This window comes from Synechococcus sp. Tobar12-5m-g (genome assembly GCF_024345415.1).
In the GTDB taxonomy this organism is placed as follows: domain Bacteria; phylum Cyanobacteriota; class Cyanobacteriia; order PCC-6307; family Cyanobiaceae; genus Regnicoccus.
Map to the genome: position 1 here is coordinate 73099 of NZ_JAGQBB010000010.1, position 15256 is coordinate 88354.

Consider the following 15256-nt stretch of genomic DNA (forward strand, 5'->3'; position numbering starts at 1 on the left):
GTGTGTGTCATCCCTTATCTGGGGAGCTCTGGCTCGGTGGCCATTTCTACACTCCGGCCAGAACTGCTTGCCTGCCCTGTGCCGCTCGATTTCGCCGTTGTTCAGGGTCCCCTTGAGGTCCTGGGCACCGACCACGCCTGGGCCTTCCCCTGGCTGAGCGTCTCGATCCTCTTTCCGATCGTTGCAGCGCTGCTGATTCCGTTCATCCCTGATCCGGGCAACGGCAAGACGATTCGCTGGTACGCCCTCGGGGTGGCCCTGGTCACCTTTCTGGTCACCGTGGGGGCCTATCTGAATGGTTACGACCCTTCCGTGGCCGGTCTGCAGCTGATCGAGCGGGTGGAGTGGTTGCCGGACCTGGGCCTGGCCTGGTCGGTGGGGGCCGATGGCCTCTCGATGCCGCTGATCCTGCTCACCAGCTTCATCACGGCCCTGGCGGTGCTGGCCGCCTGGCCGGTCACCTTCAAACCGCGGCTCTTCTTCTTCCTGATCCTGGCCATGGACGGCGGCCAGATTGCCGTGTTCGCCGTGCAGGACATGTTGCTGTTCTTCCTGGCCTGGGAGCTGGAACTGCTGCCCGTTTACCTGCTGCTGGCCATCTGGGGAGCGAAGAAGCGTCAGTACGCCGCCACCAAGTTCATCCTCTACACCGCCGGCGGCTCGGTGTTCATCCTGTTGGCCGCCCTGGCCATGGGCTTCTTCGGGGGCGGAACGCCGAACTTCGAATTCACTGTCCTGGCGGCCAAGGAGTTCCCCGCTCGCTTCCAGCTGATCGCCTACGCCGGACTGTTGATCGCCTTCGGGGTGAAGTTGCCGATCGTGCCGTTGCACACCTGGCTGCCGGACGCCCACGGGGAGGCCACGGCGCCGGTGCACATGTTGCTGGCCGGCATTTTGCTCAAGATGGGTGGCTACGCCCTGCTGCGCTTCAACGTGCAGCTGCTGCCCGAGGCCCACGCCCAGTTCGCGCCGTTGCTGGTGGTGCTGGGGGTGGTGAACATCATCTACGCCGCGCTCACCTCGTTCGCCCAGCGCAACCTCAAGCGCAAGATCGCCTACAGCTCGATCAGCCACATGGGCTTCGTGCTGATTGGCATCGGCAGCTTCAGCGCCCTCGGCACCAGCGGCGCCATGCTCCAGATGGTGAGCCATGGTCTGATCGGTGCCAGCCTCTTCTTCTTGGTGGGCGCCACCTACGACCGCACCCACACCCTGCAGCTCGATGAGATGGGCGGCGTGGGCCAGAAAATGCGCAAGATGTTCGCCCTCTGGACGATCTGCTCGCTGGCTTCGTTGGCCTTGCCCGGCATGAGCGGCTTCGTCTCGGAGTTGATGGTGTTCGTGGGCTTCGTCAACAGCGAGGCCTATTCGCTCAGCTTCCGGATTGTGATGGCGGCCCTGGCGGCTGTGGGGGTGATCCTCACGCCGATCTATCTGCTTTCGATGTTGCGGGAGATCTTCTTCGGCAAGGAGAACCCCGAGCTCGCCTCCCACAACGAACTGGTGGATGCCGAACCCCGCGAGATCTACGTGATCTCCTGCCTGCTGGTGCCGATCATCGGCATCGGCCTTTACCCCCGCCTGGTGACCGACAGCTACCGGGCCTCGATCGAGGCCCTGGTGCTGCGGGAGGACGCGGCCATGGCCCGGGTGCTCGGACCGGCGCCCAGCGGCCTGATCCGCGGCTCCCAGACCCAGCCCGTCAGCTGGATGCCGTCGGCCCTTCTGCAGGCTCCGTCCGTCGGCTGATCAGGCTGCTGCTTCTGGCTGCTTCCCGTTACAAAACCCTGCGGTTGCTCTTGCTTGTCCCCCAAGCCGGGCCGCCCTGACTACGCTCCCTGCCACGATCCAAACCCAGCTGAATCGAGTCATGCGACAGCTGAATTTTCTGTTGATCTTCAGCTTCGGACTGGCCACGGTCATGTTCACCCTGGAGAACACGGCCGCCACCACCGTCCACTTCCTGCCCGGTGTCAGCACCACCCTCCCCCTGGCGGCGATGTTGCTGGTCGTGGGCGGCATCGGCGCCACGGCGGCCTGGGTCTTCGCCGTCTGGACCGGAGTGGTGAAGAAGGTGGAGGTCGTGCGCAGCCAGGGGGATCGGGAGGCCCAGCAAGTGCGGATCAGTGAACTTGAAGCGGACATCCAGCGTTATCGGGCCACAGTGGATGCCCAGCTCGGCCTGCTGCCGGCGGCAGGCGAGAGTTCGGCGCCCTCGCCGCCATCGCCCACTCCCGACTGACGGCGGCCGCCCCCAACTGGCTGGCGAGCCGTAAAGCGGGTACGTTGCGGCCAGTGAGGCGGGGAGAGTGGCAGAAGCGGGCGCCAGGCTGGCCATTCGCCTGCTCCAGGACGCGGCCGAACGGGGGGAACTCGATCCCTGGGACGTGGATGTGATCGCCGTGGTCGACGGCTTCCTTGACCAACTCCGCCAACGCATCGAAGTTCCCCGGCTGATCGCTTCGCTGCAGGCCGGCCGTGGCGGCAGCTACGAACAGGACCTGGCCGCCTCCAGCGAAGCCTTCCTGGCCGCCTCGGTGCTGGTCGGGCTGAAAGCGGAGGTGCTGGAACGCCAGACCTTCCCCCCACCGCCTTTGATCGAGGACCCCTTCGGCTGCGATGCCGACGACGAAGGCGACTGGGGCGGCTCGGCCTACGTCCTGCCCAGGAGGCCGGAGCGACACCTCTGGCGTCGCCCGGTGGCTCCACCGCCCCTGCAACGGCCGGTCAGCCTGGGCGAATTGATCCGCCAGTTGGAGGACATCGCCGAGCGGCTGGAGCAGGATGGAAGCCGCAGCCGCCCATCGCGCCGTAACCGGCCCTACAGCGAGCGCGCCGCCATCGAGCAGGTGGCCGCCCTGGCCCATCGGGAAAAACTGCCCGAAACCACGGCGGCCCTCAGCCTGTTTCTGCAGCAGTGGCCCCCGGCGCTGGAGTGGGCGAACTTCGAGGACCTGGTGGAAGCCTGGGAAAAATCGGCACCCGGAGATCTCGATTGCGATCGGGTGGGGGTCTTCTGGGCCCTGCTGTTCCTCTGCTCCCAGGGCCGACTCGATCTACGGCAGGACGGCGGGTTGTTCGGCCCGCTCCACCTCAAACGCCTCCACGGCCTCCACCTGGAAGGCGTGCTTCGGGACACCAACCCCGTACAGATGCTGAAAAGCCAACCGGCCCAGGGGCCAGCTTCCTCGCCGGCTCGCCAACGCCTGGCGGCCTGACATTCTTTCTTAAGATAGTGCCTTGAACCGAATCACAGCAGGCTGGCGCCCATGAAGGCGATGATCCTCGCGGCAGGGAAAGGGACTCGTGTGCGGCCGATCACGCACACAATCCCCAAGCCGATGATCCCCATCCTGCAGAAACCGGTCATGGAGTTTCTGCTCGAGCTGCTTCGGCAGCATGGCTTCAATGAGGTGATGGTGAATGTGTCGCACCTAGCCGAGGAAATCGAGAACTATTTTCGTGATGGGCAACGCTTTGGTGTCGAGATTGCCTACAGCTTCGAAGGACGGGTTGAAGATGGTGAACTGATCGGCGAAGCGCTGGGTTCTGCCGGAGGAATCAAGAAAATTCAATCCTTTCAGCGCTTCTTTGACGACACCTTTGTGGTGCTCTGCGGGGATGCCCTGATCGATCTCGATCTCACCGAGGCCGTCCGGCGCCACAAGGAGAAAGGTGCGGTGGCCAGCCTGGTCACCAAACGGGTTCCGAAGGACCAGGTCAGCAGCTATGGCGTCGTCGTCACCGATGAAGACTCCAGGGTGGTGACCTTCCAGGAGAAACCCGCTGTGGAGGATGCCGCCAGCGACATGATCAACACCGGTATCTACATCTTCGAACCGGAAGTTCTCGATCACATTCCCGATGGCGTTCCCTTCGACATCGGCGCCGATCTCTTCCCGAGATTGGCTGCAGCTGGTGCACCCTTCTATGCCCTGCCGATGGATTTTGAATGGGTGGACATCGGAAAGGTTCCCGATTACTGGCAGGCGATCCGCAGTGTGCTTCTGGGTGATGTCCGCCAGGTGCAGATTCCTGGCCGCCAGGTCCGCCCCGGCGTCTACGTCGGCCTCAATGTGGCGGCGGACTGGGATCAGATCGACATCCGTGGTCCGGTCTATGTGGGAGGCATGAGCCGAATCGAACCCGGCGTCACGATCATCGGGCCGGCCATGATTGGTCCCAGCTGCCACATCTGCGAGGGGGCAACGATTGATAACTCGATCATCTTCGAATACTCCCGCATCGGCGCCGGTGTGCGCCTCGTCGAGAAGCTGGTGTTCGGCCGCTACTGCGTGGATCGCAACGGCGACCATTTCGATCTACAGGAAGCCGCCCTCGACTGGTTGATCACCGATGTGCGCCGCCAGGATGTGGCCCAGCCCTCACCCCATCAGAAAGCACTGGCCCAGCTGCTGGGCTCCGATTTCAGCCTGAGCAAGGGCGGATCCTGAGCCCTAGGAGGCGAGCTGCACGGGGGGAATCCCCGCCTGCTCAAGAATCAACGGGATCCGCTCCTCCGCCTTGACCGCCATCAGGTGGACACCTTGGGCAATCCCTGCATAGGTTTCGACTTGCTCAGCCGCGATCCTGATCCCTTCCGCCGCCGGGTCGGCCGCCGCCGCGAGGCGATCGATCAGGGCCTGGGGAATCAGCGCCCCCGGCACCACCTTGTTCACGAAGGCCGCATTACGCGCCGACTTGAGCAGAAACACACCGGCCAGAACCGGCAAATCCAGTGGTGCGGCGATCTCCTCGCAAAAGCGCCGCAGGGCGGCCGTGTTCATCACCATCTGGGTCTGGATGAACCGGGCACCGGCGGCATGCTTGCGGCGAACCCGCGCCTGCAGCCCACTCCAACTGGGGGACTGGGGATCGGCGGCCGCTCCGATGAACAGGGCTGTGGGGCCATCGGGGAGGGCCCCTTGAACCGGGTCGTTCCCGGCATTGAAGTGGCTGACCATCTGCAGCAGCCGGACCGACTCCAGTTCGTTCACGGGCCTGGCGTCGGGCTGGTCACCGGCCCGCACGGGGTCGCCCGTGAGGCAGAGCAGGTTGGGGATTCCCAGGGCGTGGGCACCGAGCAGCTCCGCCTGCAGGGCGATCCGGTTGCGGTCGCGGCAGGAGAGTTGCAGCACGGGCTCCAGGCCGATGTCGAGAAGGAGACGGCAGAGCGCCAGGCTGCTCATCCGCATCACGGCCCGGCTGCCATCGGTGACGTTGACGGCGTGGACCAGTCCCTTCAAGGTGGATGCCGCCGCCAGGGTGCGGCTCGGATCTCCCCCTCGCGGTGGTGTGACTTCTGCGGTCAGGGCGAACCGTCGATGGGCGAGGGCCTGTTGCAGCAGCAAGATGAAGTGGATCGGCGGCACCCCATCATGGGGCAGTGGCTAAGGATTGCCGCACCCCTCAAAATGGACGGGGAAAGGGCCTCCACTGCCTAGAGTGAAAAGTCAGAGGTTGGGTGGGTTTCCTTGATGTCTGTACAAGATGGTCTTGACCAGCAACATTCAAATCTATCCGGGCGCGAGCTGGAGATCATTGAGCTAGTCGCCACCGGACTGACCAACCAGGACATCGCAACTCAATTGATGATCAGCAAACGCACGGTCGATAATCACGTCAGCAACATCTTCAGCAAGACAGGCGCCAAGAACAGGGTGGCTCTGCTGAACTGGGCCATGGATCACGGCAAGATCTGCCGCGATGGCTTCAACTGCTGCCATCTGCCAACCAGCTGATTGGATGCATGCATCGATGGCCTGAGATTGAGCTCGCCATTCATGCGCAAGCTACAACAAGTCCAATCTTCAAGGAAGCGGCACGACACCCAGCAGGTCCTTGACGTTTAGCTGGCTGAACTCTCCATCAGATCCTCTCCGCTGAGCCGCTCCAGGCTGTAGCCATCAGGCCTGAGCTCAAAAAGCTCGGCATAGTCCAAACAATCGGCCGTATCCCGGCCGGTGAAGCGGAGCACACCCTGGTGGTCATAGAGGCCGATCATGAACGGGAGCCGCCAACAACAGCGAAACAAGCACTAAACATTAAGACAGCACCTGCCGCTCCGCCGCCGTCCAGGCGCCGTAGGGATGAACCGCCAGCGCCGCGTTGCTCAACTCGCCCCGGCCCGTGATCTCGGCTCCGCACCAACTGGGCACCTCCAGGGGTTGATCAGCCCGGACGAGCTCCACCTCCGCCAGCACCAGCGGTTCGTTCCCCGCCTCGAACACATCGACAACCCAGTCACCGCCAGGAAGATCCAGGCCATGGCGGACCTTGCTGAGCTGGTGGGGAGCCAGGGCGAGCAACGCTTCGGCATCGCCGAGCGGAATCGGGTATTCGAACTCGTGCCGAGCAATCCCAGCGGCGGCGGCTTTGAGGGTGATCCAGGCCTGGCTTGTTGCGCTGATTCGCACCCGCACGGTGAATCCCGCCGCCGAAGCGGCCAGATAACCCTGCCGCAACCTCCGCTGCCAGCGGCTGTGGGCAATCCACTCCCCTCCGTTCACCAGAAAGCGTCGCTCGATCTCCAGGCCCATCAACACTCCGAAACCACTCCCTCCATCCTCGCCGGGCCGACCGAACGAGTCTTGGCGATCGAACCAGCCTCAAGATCAGTTGTCAGACGGTTCAGCGGCGGTGAGGTCGCCGGCCCAATGCAGCTTGTGGCTGAGGGTGCGGTAATAGGAGGGGCTCTGCTCCAACACCACCATCAAGGCGCCATGGTTGGAGCGACGCACCACGCAGCGGTCGCCGGGCTCCAGCACAGTGGCATGGGCTCCGTCCTTCCAGAGCTTGACCCGACGGCTGGTTTCACCCAGGGGCCACACCGCCAGCACCGAGCGGGGTGGAATGACCACGGGCCGGCTTGAGAGGCTCATCGGACAGATCGGATTGACAACGATCGCTTCGATGCCGGGATGAAGGATCGGTCCTCCCGCCGCCATCGAGTAGCCCGTGGAGCCGGTCGGTGTGGCGATGATCAGGCCATCGCCGCGGAACTGATCCACCACCTCGGCATCGATCTCCAGCTCCAGCAGGCAGGTGGGCGACACCTCCTCGAGGCAGGGACGAAAGTAGAAATCATTGAGGGCACGATGGACGGTTTCGCCCGTCTCGGCCATGCCGTCGCCACGGTCGATGCCGGCCTCAAGCATCATGCGGCGCTCCAGGGCGAAGCGGTCATCCCTCAGGCGCTGCCAGAGGTTGTCGTCAGACACATCAGAGAGCACAAGCAGCTTGCGCTCCTGGGTGAGAAAGCCGAGATGGCCGCCGACGTTGAAGCTGAGAATCGGCACGTCCAGGGGGCCCAGGTGCCGCGCGGCACCCAGCACAGTGCCATCTCCACCCAGCACCACAGTGAGGTCAGGCAGCTTGGGCTCGGTGGCCAGCAAGCCCGGAAAGGGGTTCACTCTGAGGCCACTGCTGGCAACGGTGACCTGGACCCCCTGACCTTCGAGGTCTTCCCTGCAGCGGCGAACCTGGCGCTGGGCGGCCTGGCTGTTGGCACGGACAATCAGCCAGACCCGCTCAAGCTGCATCGAGGCTGGAGGAGCTCACCAACGCAGAAGGTTGAAGCGCTCCATGTCCACGGTTTCGCGGTTCCGATAGAGGGACAGCAGGATGGCCAGGCCAACAGCGGCTTCGGCTGCGGCCACGGTGATCACAAAGATGGCGAACACTTGGCCACGAATCAATTGGCCATCGATGTAGCTGGAGAAGGCCATCAAGTTGATGTTCACGGCATTGAGCATCAGCTCGATGCTCATCAGGACGCGCACCGCATTGCGGCTGTTGATCAGTCCCCAGACCCCTGTGCAGAACAGGATGGCGGCAAGCACGAGGTAGGCCTGCAGGGGAACATCGACCGGAAGGGAAGACATCAGCGTGTTGCCTCGAGGGCGGGGTTCTGGGTTGGGGTTGTTTCGACCAGCAGCGGTGTTCTCATCTTCTCGATCAAGGCCTGATCCACATCCTCTCCGGTGATCACATCCACGGTGAAGACATCCCGGCGAGCCAACACGATCGCCCCGATCATGGCCATCAGCAGCAGCACGGAGGCGAGTTCGAAAGGAAGAAGGTAGTCGGAGAAAAGGTGGATCCCGATCCGGATCGTTGCGTCATTCCCTACGGGGCTTGGGCCAGGCACGGCCCAGGGGGTGGTGACATCAACCCTCAGCAAAAGTAGAAACAGTCCGGCACAGACGCCACCGGAGAGCAACCGGCGCAGCGGCAAGCCGGGGATCTCCGCCAAGGTTTCCTTCTTGTTGACCAGCATGATCGCGAACAGGATCAGCACATTCACCGCCCCGACATAGACCAGCACCTGGGCGGCCGCCACGAAGCTGGCGTTCAGCATCAGGTAGAGACCGGCCACCGACAGGAAGACACCGCCGAGCAGGAAGGCTGAATAGACGATGTTGGGAAGCAAAACAACCCCGAGTGAGCCAATCACCACCCCAGCGGAGAGGGCGACGAAACAGATCCACTGGGTCCAGGAGGCGATCGTCATGAGGAGGACTCCCCGTTCGAAGCGGCCTTCAGCTCAGCGAGCACCTGGTCGGGACGTTTTCCGGCCCGGGGGCGTGAGGGGTCAACGCCGTGGGGATCGAGTTCGCCCTGGGGCAGATAGGCCAGCTCCCTGAGGGGCACCACCGCCGGATCGCTGGTCACGCTGGTGGGCAGTCGGCCGAGGGCCACATTGTCGAAGTTGAGACTGTGCCGATCGAAGGCAGCGAGCTCGTATTCCTCGGTCATGGAAAGGCAGTTGGTGGGGCAGTACTCCACGCAGTTGCCGCAGAAAATGCACACTCCGAAATCGATCGAGTAGTTGCGCAACTCCTTCTTCTTGGTCTGCTTGTTCATCGCCCAGTCCACCACCGGCAGATTGATCGGGCAGACGCGCACGCACACTTCACAGGCGATGCACTTGTCAAACTCGAAGTGGATCCGGCCCCGATAGCGCTCGGAAGGGATCAGCTTCTCGTAGGGGTACTGCACCGTGATCGGCCGGCGACTCAGGTGGTCGAAGGTGACCGAGAGGCCTTGGGTGATGTAGGAGGCGGCGCTGACCGCATCCTTGGTGTACTCACCGACCTTCTGGAGAAACCCGAACATGAGCGTGCTTGGTGGGGGACAGGAGGGGAAAGAACAGAGTCAGCGTCGAGCCATCATGGCCGGATTGGGCGTCAGCCGCCGAAAAAAGCTGGGAAAGCCAGCTTGAGTCCGGCGGTGACCAGCAGATTGACCAGGGCGATCGGCAGCAGGAACTTCCAACCGAGATCCAGGAGTTGATCAATGCGGACCCGGGGCAGGGTCCAGCGCAGCAGGATCGCGATGAAGACGAGCAGGTAGGCCTTCAGCACGGTCATGACGATGCCGAGGGAGCCGGTGATCACCTGCACCACGGGGGCATCCACCGACTGGCCGAGCGCGCCCGCGAGCCATTCCACCGGGATCGGGAAGCCCCAACCTCCCAGGTAGAGCACGGCCACCAGGAGGGCCGAGAGCACCAGGTTGATGTAGCTGCCCAGGTAGAAGAGGGCGAACTTCATGCCGGCGTACTCGGTCTGGTAGCCGGCCACCAACTCTTCCTCCGCCTCCGGGAGGTCGAAGGGGAGCCTTTCGCACTCGGCCAGGGCGCAGATCCAGAAGATCAGGAAGCCCACCGGCTGGCGCCAGATGTTCCAGCTGAGGATGCCGGCGCCGCTCTGCTGGTTGACGATGTCGATGGTGCTGAGCGAATTGCTCATCATCACCACCGCAAGAACCGCCAGGGCCAGGGGGATTTCGTAGCTGATCGACTGGGCCGCCGCCCGCAGGCCGCCGAGCAGGGAGTACTTGTTGTTGCTGGCGTAGCCGCTCATCAAAAGGCCGATCGGCTGGATGCTGCTCAGGGCGATCCAGAGAAACACCCCGATCCCCACGTCGCTGATCAGCAGATGTTGGCCGAAGGGAACCACCAGCCAGGAGAGGATCACCGGAATCAGCACCAGCACCGGGCCGAGGGTGAACAGCAGGCCATCGGCGCGGGCCGGGATGATGTCTTCCTTGAACAGCAGCTTGAGGCCATCGGCGAGGGGCTGCAGCACCCCGAGGGCACCGGCATACTCCGGGCCGATCCGCTGCTGCACGGCGGCGGAGATCTTGCGCTCCAGCCACACGTTGACCAGGACCCCGACCACGGCGGCGACCAGCACCAGCAGCATGGGCAGGGGCAACCAGAGCAGGTGGGCGGTGGCCGGGGTCAGGCCGATGCCCTGCAAGGTCGTCGTGAAACTGGTCTGGAGGTCGAGCCCCGAGGTGACAGCCGCCAAAGGGGCTCTCAGGGCTGTCATGGACTCTGGCGCCGTCATCATCACCACAGTGTCAGCTCCCGAATCGGATCCGGTGCAAGCAAGTTAACCGCCAGACGCGACGTTTCGGGCATCCAGCGGCACCCAGCTCCGGCCGGGGCTGCCGGTGTAGATCTGGGTGGGCCTGTAGATCCTGTTGGCGCCGAGCTGCTCCTTCCAATGGGCCAGCCAACCAGCCACCCGGGCGATCGCGAAGATCGGCGTGAACAGATCCCTGGGGATGCCGAGCTTGCGGTAGACGAGGCCGGAATAGAAATCCACGTTGGGGTAGATGCCCTTCGGCCCCAGCCGCACGGCAGCCGCCTCCTCGAGACGGCGGGCCAGGTCGTACATCGAATCGTGGCCGAAGCGATTGAAGAGTTGCTCGGCCAGGTCCTGGAGAATCACGGCGCGGGGATCCTTCACCCGGTACTCCCGGTGGCCGAACCCCATGATCTTCTGCTTTTCAGCGATCGCCCGATCCAAATAGGGCTCCACCTGGTCCTCGCTGCCGATCTGCTCGAGCATGGCCAACACGTCTTCGTTGGCACCGCCGTGGAGGGGCCCCGCCAGGGTGCCCACCGCCGAGGCCACCACGGCATAGGGATCGGTCAGGGTGCTGGCGGTGACGCGGGCGCTGAAGGTGCTGGCGTTGAGGCTGTGCTCAGCGTGGAGGATCAGGCAGGCGTCGAAGATCCTGGCCGCAAGCGGATCGGGGACCCGCTCGGTGAGCATGTACAGGAAATTGGCCGAGTAGGGCAGATCATCGCGGGGCTGGATCGGATCCTGGCCCTTGCGGATCAACTGGAACGCCGCCACCATCGTCGGGATCTTGGCGATCAGCCTCATCACCGCATCAACGATGTACTCGGGATCATCAAGGGCCCGGCGGGAGTAGAACAACCCAAGCGAAGCGGCGCTCGACTGGAGCGCGTCCATCGGGTGGCCATCGGCCGGGAAGCATTTCATCATGTCGCGGATGCGGAAGCTCACCCGCCGATGCATCTGCACATCGTTCTCGAACGCCCGCAGTTGCTCGGCGCTGGGCAGATCCCCCCAGATCAGCAGGTAGGCGGTTTCGAGAAAGCTGCTGTTCGCCGCCAGTTCATCGACCCCATAGCCGCGGTAGGTGAGCCGTCCCTTTTGGCCATCGATGTCACAGATGGCCGACTGGGTGGCCGGCACCCCCTCCAGGCCAGGCCGGTAGACGGGAGGCGCAGGGCCTGCCCCCACGGCCGCTGCCTGCGTTGCATCCACCACCATGGGCTGCGCCCCAGATTTGAACGGAATTTAGGTCCAGCCCCCTAGGGCCGCCGTAGCGGCGCCGACAGGGAGCTCGGAGTGAGCAGGTGGGTCAGGCAGGCCCCCGCCAAAGCGGTGGCTGGCTCCTGGCCAGCCGCGGGCAGCTCCAGCTCCAGGACCGCCGCTCCAGCCTTCTTGAGCCGCAGGGCCCCGGCTGGGGCACCGCAGAGGCGGGCGGCCAGCTGGCTGAGGTCGGGCTCGTGGCCCACTAGGCAGAGCCGCCGCCAGAGCGGCCCAGGGGGATCGGGCCCCAGCCAGCGCGCCAGCAGGTCCAGGGGGTCAGCCCCTGGGGCCAGCTCGTGGGCCAGGCTCAGCTGCGGCGCCAGACCGGCAGCGATGGCCAGTTCAGCGGTCTGGCGAGCCCGCGGCAGGGGGCTGGTGAGGATCCAGTCGCAGCTGAGGCCCAGGCTGACGAGCCGCTCGACCACGGCGGCCGTGCGATCCCGCCCCTGTGGGGTCAAAGTGCGGTCCCGCTCCAGCCAACCTTCGGCTGCTGCCAGGAGCCTGTCCTGGGCGATCCCGTGGCGTAGGAGCAGGAGCTCAACGGTGGCCATCGGCTCAGCCCAGCTCGAGCCTTCCATGGAGCCGCAGGGCGGCCCCATGGCCCTGCCCCGGTTCAGGCTCCAGGCTGAGGGAAAGCCCCTGAACGCTCGACGGGAGCTGGCTTCCCGCCAGACCCGTGAGCAGCCGCCAGGGCTGCCAGCGGGCCACCAGCAACCGAGCCGGGGGTGGAGCCAGGGCCGCCTGCAGGGGGGCGCTCGGAGCCCCCAGGCCCGCCAGCTGGTTGAGCAGGTGCTGCGGGGGCTGATGGCCCGCCAGCTGATCGTCGAGAACGGCCAGACCCTCGCCCCACCAGGCCACGCCGTTCTGCTCAGCGCGGGCCCCCGCCACGCTCGCCGTGAGCCGGTCAGGGTCGCCCTTGGTGACGCGGGCCTCGAGCCTCGTCCAGACCTGGAGCGGCACGCCGGGGCGGCTGAGGGGAGCGGCGATCAGGCCATCGCTGCCCAGAAAGGGCTGGAGCTGGCTGGCGCTGGGGGCCTGGCTGGCCGTTCCCAACAGCCAGCCTCGAGGTTGCTGGACCCAGAGCAGGGCACCGTCATCGTTGGCAGCCACCAGGTTGGGGAGGGGGCCGCCCAGGCCAGCCAGGGTCTGACCCACCCCCGGACCCAGCAGGCGCTGCCAGGCCTCTGGAGCCCCGATCTGGGCATCCGCAAGCAGCTCCGCCGGGTTCTGGATCAGCACCAGGGAGGAGGCCGGACTGCGCAGCTCCGCCAGCAAGGGCGGCTCGGGGTCGAGCTGGAGGGTCGGCAGGGCCTCCCGGAGGTCAAGGTCAGCCTCCAGTTGGAGGACCCGCCCGCTGGGGGAGAGGCCAGCCACCAAACCGACAACGGTTGGATCCGCCGCGATCTCGGCGGGGATCCCCAGCCACTCCACGAAGGCCTCGGGGCGGGCCGTGAGCAAGGCCACGCCATCGCCGAGCCTCCCCAGATCATCCGTCAGACGGGGGTTCGAGGCCTGATTGAGCTCATCTATCTGGGAGACGTCGAGGGCCTGCTCCAGAACGCCCCGCCCTGAAGCGATCAGCACCAGCCGATCTTCGATCAAGGCCGTGGCCAGGGGCCTGGAGATCTGGTCCGCCAGGGCGCTGCGGCCACTGATCAACCCCATGCCGCGGTAGCTGCTGATCTGCAGGTCGGCGCCAGCCAGGCTGCGGGTCTGCCAGAAGCGCTGCAGGAAGCGGCGGGCCCCATCGGGATCCCGGCTGCCCAGGGCCAGCAACCAGCCCGAGGGCCCGGCCGGGCCCTCGGGAGCGACCACGGCCAGGCTGGCCTCCTCCCCAAGCCAATCGGCCAGTTCACTGGCGTAATCCAGCCCCGCGGCGGCGAAGGCCCCATCGCGCAGGCGTTCGGCGGCGGCCGCCGCCTGGCGCCGCTGACCCGGGGGTGAGACGGCGCGGGCATAGGCCGCCAGTCGATCGGGTTGGACGAGCAGGTGCAGGCTGAGGGGCGCGTTGCGGGGAATGAACCGGGCCGCCTCGGGCATCACCAGGCTGCGATGCTGCAGGTTGAGAGGGCTCTGCCGCACGACCAGCCACCAGCCCCCCAGGCCCAGGGTGAGCAGAAGCAGGGCCACGGCGAGCAGCAGCAGCAGGAAGGGGCGCACCTTCATGCGTCGAACCCAGGAATCGCCTCATCTTTATGCATCCCGCCTCGCTTCAACGATCCCGGCCGCGATGAACGTCCAGTCCCCTCAGCCCCCCGGCACCCTTCGGGCCACCGATCTGCACCGGCGCCTCACCCTGGGAGAACCGTTGCAACTGGTGGATGTGCGCGAAGCGGCGGAGCTGGAGCTGGCCCGCCTGGCGGTGCCGGTGCTGCATCTGCCCCTGAGCCGTTCCTCCGAGTGGGTGGAGCGGATCGGAGTCCTGCTGGATCGGGAGCGGGACGTCGTGGTGCTCTGCCATGCCGGCATCCGCAGCTGGCAGTTCGCCTGCTGGCTGATCGAAACCCAGGGCTTTGAACGGGTCTGGAACCTGCACGGCGGCATCGAGGCCTGGAGCGTGGAGGTGGATCCTGCGGTGCCTCGCTACTGAGGGGCCCAGGCAGGGTGTTTGGGTGTTCACCCCCGGGGGCGCTTGGGTGGTTTCGGTGGTTTTGGTGGGCGCTTATGTCGGGGCTGGGGCGGAGAGCAGCTCCAGAACTTCTGCAAGAACGAGGGTGGGCCCGAGCCCGGAAGCTGGGGGGCTTCGGGGGGATGGGAGGACGCCTGGGCTGCTTGGTGGGGTCGGGGCGAAAGAACGTTTGGAGCCATCGCGTTGCCGGGTCCGATCCAGGGACGGACTCTGGGCGGCGAGGAGCAACAAAGGGGCGATAAAGGCTCAAGGAGATTCGCGGAATAATAGGGCTTCGGTGTCATCTTCTGATGCTGCATCTGAAGAAGAGTCTGCTGACGAAGCAGTTGAAGAAAGGTGGCAGTGATCAAGGCGAGAAGTGCCGTTACGATCGTGCGTTGCAACAGCCCAACCCGGGCACCACTCAGCTTGTCTCCCTGTCTGTTCTCCAGGGTGTCAACGGCATTGTCGCGGCAATCAAACAGTGACTTCTTGATCGAATCGAGTGGCAGTCATGGATTGATGCTGAAGTGAAGCGAATCTGGGGGAATCTCCGCAGCACCTGGACAAGTTCGGCGGCCGATGTGGTGGGCTCCACGGCATCAACAACCTGCTTACGGAATTGACGGGATTGTTGCAGCTGAGCAGCCCCCTGGTGATCGGCGCCTCGATAGGCCCGGAAAGCATCGGTGATGACCAGCGGAGCCAACCTGGCGTAGCCGATCACCAGCGGCAGCAGCAGGCGCTGCAAGACCACCAGCGCCTCCACCTCCAACCGACGCCGGGAGGCATTGCCGCAGGCAAAGATCATTGCAAGGGAGACAAGCAGGAACGGAGCCGCCTCCGTGAGCGTCGAGGCCAAGCCAAGTCGTTGCACTGGAACCGTGAGCGAGGCCAAGGAAAAACCGGACGCCAACTTGACAGCCAGTAGCACAATCAGGGCATAGCCCCCCAGGGAAATGGAGTTCGGCCCCGCCGGGGACTTCTTTCCTGACGCAGGGGGGTTTCA

Annotated in this window: 18 protein-coding genes; 6 read left to right on the forward strand and 12 right to left on the reverse strand. The window is 64.9% G+C overall.

Features of this window, described 5'->3' with window-relative positions:
• Positions 1 to 120: 120 nt before the first annotated feature.
• The 4 genes from KBY66_RS07990 (at position 121) to KBY66_RS08005 (ending at position 4454) form a co-directional block, all read left to right on the forward strand.
• A complete protein-coding gene (locus KBY66_RS07990; RefSeq protein WP_255088821.1) occupies positions 121 to 1749 on the forward strand; it encodes an NAD(P)H-quinone oxidoreductase subunit 4 in 1629 nt (542 codons plus the stop codon).
• Between the two features lie 121 nt (positions 1750 to 1870).
• A complete protein-coding gene (locus KBY66_RS07995) occupies positions 1871 to 2242 on the forward strand; it encodes a LapA family protein (RefSeq protein ID WP_255088767.1) in 372 nt (123 codons plus the stop codon).
• Between the two features lie 67 nt (positions 2243 to 2309).
• Positions 2310 to 3218 carry a segregation/condensation protein A gene (locus KBY66_RS08000; protein WP_255088768.1) on the forward strand — a complete coding sequence of 303 codons (909 nt, stop codon included), beginning with the start codon at positions 2310 to 2312 and terminating at the stop codon, positions 3216 to 3218.
• 51 nt (positions 3219 to 3269) lie between these two features.
• The gene (locus KBY66_RS08005) at positions 3270 to 4454 is read left to right on the forward strand and encodes an NDP-sugar synthase (protein WP_255088769.1); all 1185 of its coding nucleotides are present in this window, start codon (positions 3270 to 3272) and stop codon (positions 4452 to 4454) included.
• A gap of 3 nt (positions 4455 to 4457) precedes the next feature.
• On the opposite strand, the gene KBY66_RS08010 is transcribed toward KBY66_RS08005, so the two are convergent.
• The gene (locus KBY66_RS08010; protein ID WP_261346894.1) at positions 4458 to 5351 is read right to left on the reverse strand and encodes a methylenetetrahydrofolate reductase; all 894 of its coding nucleotides are present in this window, start codon (positions 5349 to 5351) and stop codon (positions 4458 to 4460) included.
• A gap of 126 nt (positions 5352 to 5477) precedes the next feature.
• Between KBY66_RS08010 and KBY66_RS08015 the strand changes: the two genes are divergently transcribed.
• Entirely contained in the window at positions 5478 to 5741 is a 264-nt protein-coding gene (locus KBY66_RS08015; RefSeq protein WP_255088771.1) for a helix-turn-helix domain-containing protein, read from the forward strand.
• Between the two features lie 107 nt (positions 5742 to 5848).
• Here KBY66_RS08015 and KBY66_RS08020 read toward each other — a convergent pair whose 3' ends face one another.
• The 10 genes from KBY66_RS08020 to KBY66_RS08065 form a co-directional block, all read right to left on the reverse strand.
• Positions 5849 to 6004 (reverse strand): hypothetical protein, encoded by a 156-nt coding sequence (locus KBY66_RS08020; protein ID WP_255088772.1) that lies wholly within the window; start codon positions 6002 to 6004, stop codon positions 5849 to 5851.
• 40 nt (positions 6005 to 6044) lie between these two features.
• The gene (locus KBY66_RS08025) at positions 6045 to 6539 is read right to left on the reverse strand and encodes a CYTH domain-containing protein (protein ID WP_255088773.1); all 495 of its coding nucleotides are present in this window, start codon (positions 6537 to 6539) and stop codon (positions 6045 to 6047) included.
• Between the two features lie 75 nt (positions 6540 to 6614).
• Entirely contained in the window at positions 6615 to 7541 is a 927-nt protein-coding gene (locus tag KBY66_RS08030) for an NAD(+) kinase (protein ID WP_255088774.1), read from the reverse strand.
• A gap of 15 nt (positions 7542 to 7556) precedes the next feature.
• Positions 7557 to 7883: an NADH-quinone oxidoreductase subunit NuoK gene (gene nuoK, locus KBY66_RS08035; RefSeq protein ID WP_255088775.1), complete on the reverse strand. Its 327-nt coding sequence runs from the start codon at positions 7881 to 7883 to the stop codon at positions 7557 to 7559.
• The gene (locus KBY66_RS08040) at positions 7883 to 8512 is read right to left on the reverse strand and encodes an NADH-quinone oxidoreductase subunit J (RefSeq protein ID WP_255088776.1); all 630 of its coding nucleotides are present in this window, start codon (positions 8510 to 8512) and stop codon (positions 7883 to 7885) included. Before KBY66_RS08040 ends, nuoK begins: the two co-directional genes overlap by 1 nt.
• Positions 8509 to 9117: an NAD(P)H-quinone oxidoreductase subunit I gene (gene ndhI, locus KBY66_RS08045; RefSeq protein WP_255088777.1), complete on the reverse strand. Its 609-nt coding sequence runs from the start codon at positions 9115 to 9117 to the stop codon at positions 8509 to 8511. The genes KBY66_RS08040 and ndhI overlap by 4 nt, the downstream gene beginning before the upstream one ends.
• 71 nt (positions 9118 to 9188) lie before the next feature.
• On the reverse strand, positions 9189 to 10337 hold the full coding sequence (gene nuoH, locus KBY66_RS08050; protein WP_255088778.1) for an NADH-quinone oxidoreductase subunit NuoH: 1149 nt from the start codon (positions 10335 to 10337) through the stop codon (positions 9189 to 9191).
• A 63-nt stretch (positions 10338 to 10400) separates the two neighbouring features.
• Entirely contained in the window at positions 10401 to 11597 is a 1197-nt protein-coding gene (locus KBY66_RS08055) for a citrate synthase (protein WP_255088779.1), read from the reverse strand.
• A gap of 41 nt (positions 11598 to 11638) precedes the next feature.
• A complete protein-coding gene (locus KBY66_RS08060) occupies positions 11639 to 12190 on the reverse strand; it encodes a SixA phosphatase family protein (protein ID WP_255088780.1) in 552 nt (183 codons plus the stop codon).
• Positions 12191 to 12194: 4 nt separating this feature from the next.
• The gene (locus KBY66_RS08065; RefSeq protein ID WP_255088781.1) at positions 12195 to 13805 is read right to left on the reverse strand and encodes a DUF3352 domain-containing protein; all 1611 of its coding nucleotides are present in this window, start codon (positions 13803 to 13805) and stop codon (positions 12195 to 12197) included.
• A gap of 64 nt (positions 13806 to 13869) precedes the next feature.
• On the opposite strand from KBY66_RS08065, the gene KBY66_RS08070 reads away from it, so the two are divergent.
• Complete coding sequence (locus tag KBY66_RS08070) at positions 13870 to 14229, forward strand: rhodanese-like domain-containing protein (RefSeq protein WP_255088782.1); 360 nt, start codon at positions 13870 to 13872, stop codon at positions 14227 to 14229.
• A 442-nt stretch (positions 14230 to 14671) separates the two neighbouring features.
• Here KBY66_RS08070 and KBY66_RS08075 read toward each other — a convergent pair whose 3' ends face one another.
• Entirely contained in the window at positions 14672 to 15109 is a 438-nt protein-coding gene (locus tag KBY66_RS08075; RefSeq protein ID WP_255088783.1) for a hypothetical protein, read from the reverse strand.
• Between the last annotated feature and the right edge of the window lie 147 nt (positions 15110 to 15256).

Excerpts from the sequence above, each read along its gene's own strand:
- KBY66_RS07995 (WP_255088767.1), top strand. The coding sequence starts at position 1,871 with ATGCGACAGCTGAATTTTCTGTTGATCTTCAGCTTCGGACTGGCCACG.
- KBY66_RS08005 (WP_255088769.1), top strand. The coding sequence starts at position 3,270 with ATGAAGGCGATGATCCTCGCGGCAGGGAAAGGGACTCGTGTGCGGCCG.
- KBY66_RS08015 (WP_255088771.1), top strand. The coding sequence starts at position 5,478 with ATGTCTGTACAAGATGGTCTTGACCAGCAACATTCAAATCTATCCGGG.
- KBY66_RS08020 (WP_255088772.1), bottom strand. The coding sequence starts at position 6,004 with ATGATCGGCCTCTATGACCACCAGGGTGTGCTCCGCTTCACCGGCCGG.
- KBY66_RS08025 (WP_255088773.1), bottom strand. The coding sequence starts at position 6,539 with ATGGGCCTGGAGATCGAGCGACGCTTTCTGGTGAACGGAGGGGAGTGG.
- KBY66_RS08030 (WP_255088774.1), bottom strand. The coding sequence starts at position 7,541 with ATGCAGCTTGAGCGGGTCTGGCTGATTGTCCGTGCCAACAGCCAGGCC.
- nuoK (WP_255088775.1), bottom strand. The coding sequence starts at position 7,883 with ATGTCTTCCCTTCCGGTCGATGTTCCCCTGCAGGCCTACCTCGTGCTT.
- KBY66_RS08040 (WP_255088776.1), bottom strand. The coding sequence starts at position 8,512 with ATGACGATCGCCTCCTGGACCCAGTGGATCTGTTTCGTCGCCCTCTCC.
- ndhI (WP_255088777.1), bottom strand. The coding sequence starts at position 9,117 with ATGTTCGGGTTTCTCCAGAAGGTCGGTGAGTACACCAAGGATGCGGTC.
- nuoH (WP_255088778.1), bottom strand. The coding sequence starts at position 10,337 with ATGACAGCCCTGAGAGCCCCTTTGGCGGCTGTCACCTCGGGGCTCGAC.
- KBY66_RS08055 (WP_255088779.1), bottom strand. The coding sequence starts at position 11,597 with ATGGTGGTGGATGCAACGCAGGCAGCGGCCGTGGGGGCAGGCCCTGCG.
- KBY66_RS08060 (WP_255088780.1), bottom strand. The coding sequence starts at position 12,190 with ATGGCCACCGTTGAGCTCCTGCTCCTACGCCACGGGATCGCCCAGGAC.
- KBY66_RS08065 (WP_255088781.1), bottom strand. The coding sequence starts at position 13,805 with ATGAAGGTGCGCCCCTTCCTGCTGCTGCTGCTCGCCGTGGCCCTGCTT.
- KBY66_RS08070 (WP_255088782.1), top strand. The coding sequence starts at position 13,870 with ATGAACGTCCAGTCCCCTCAGCCCCCCGGCACCCTTCGGGCCACCGAT.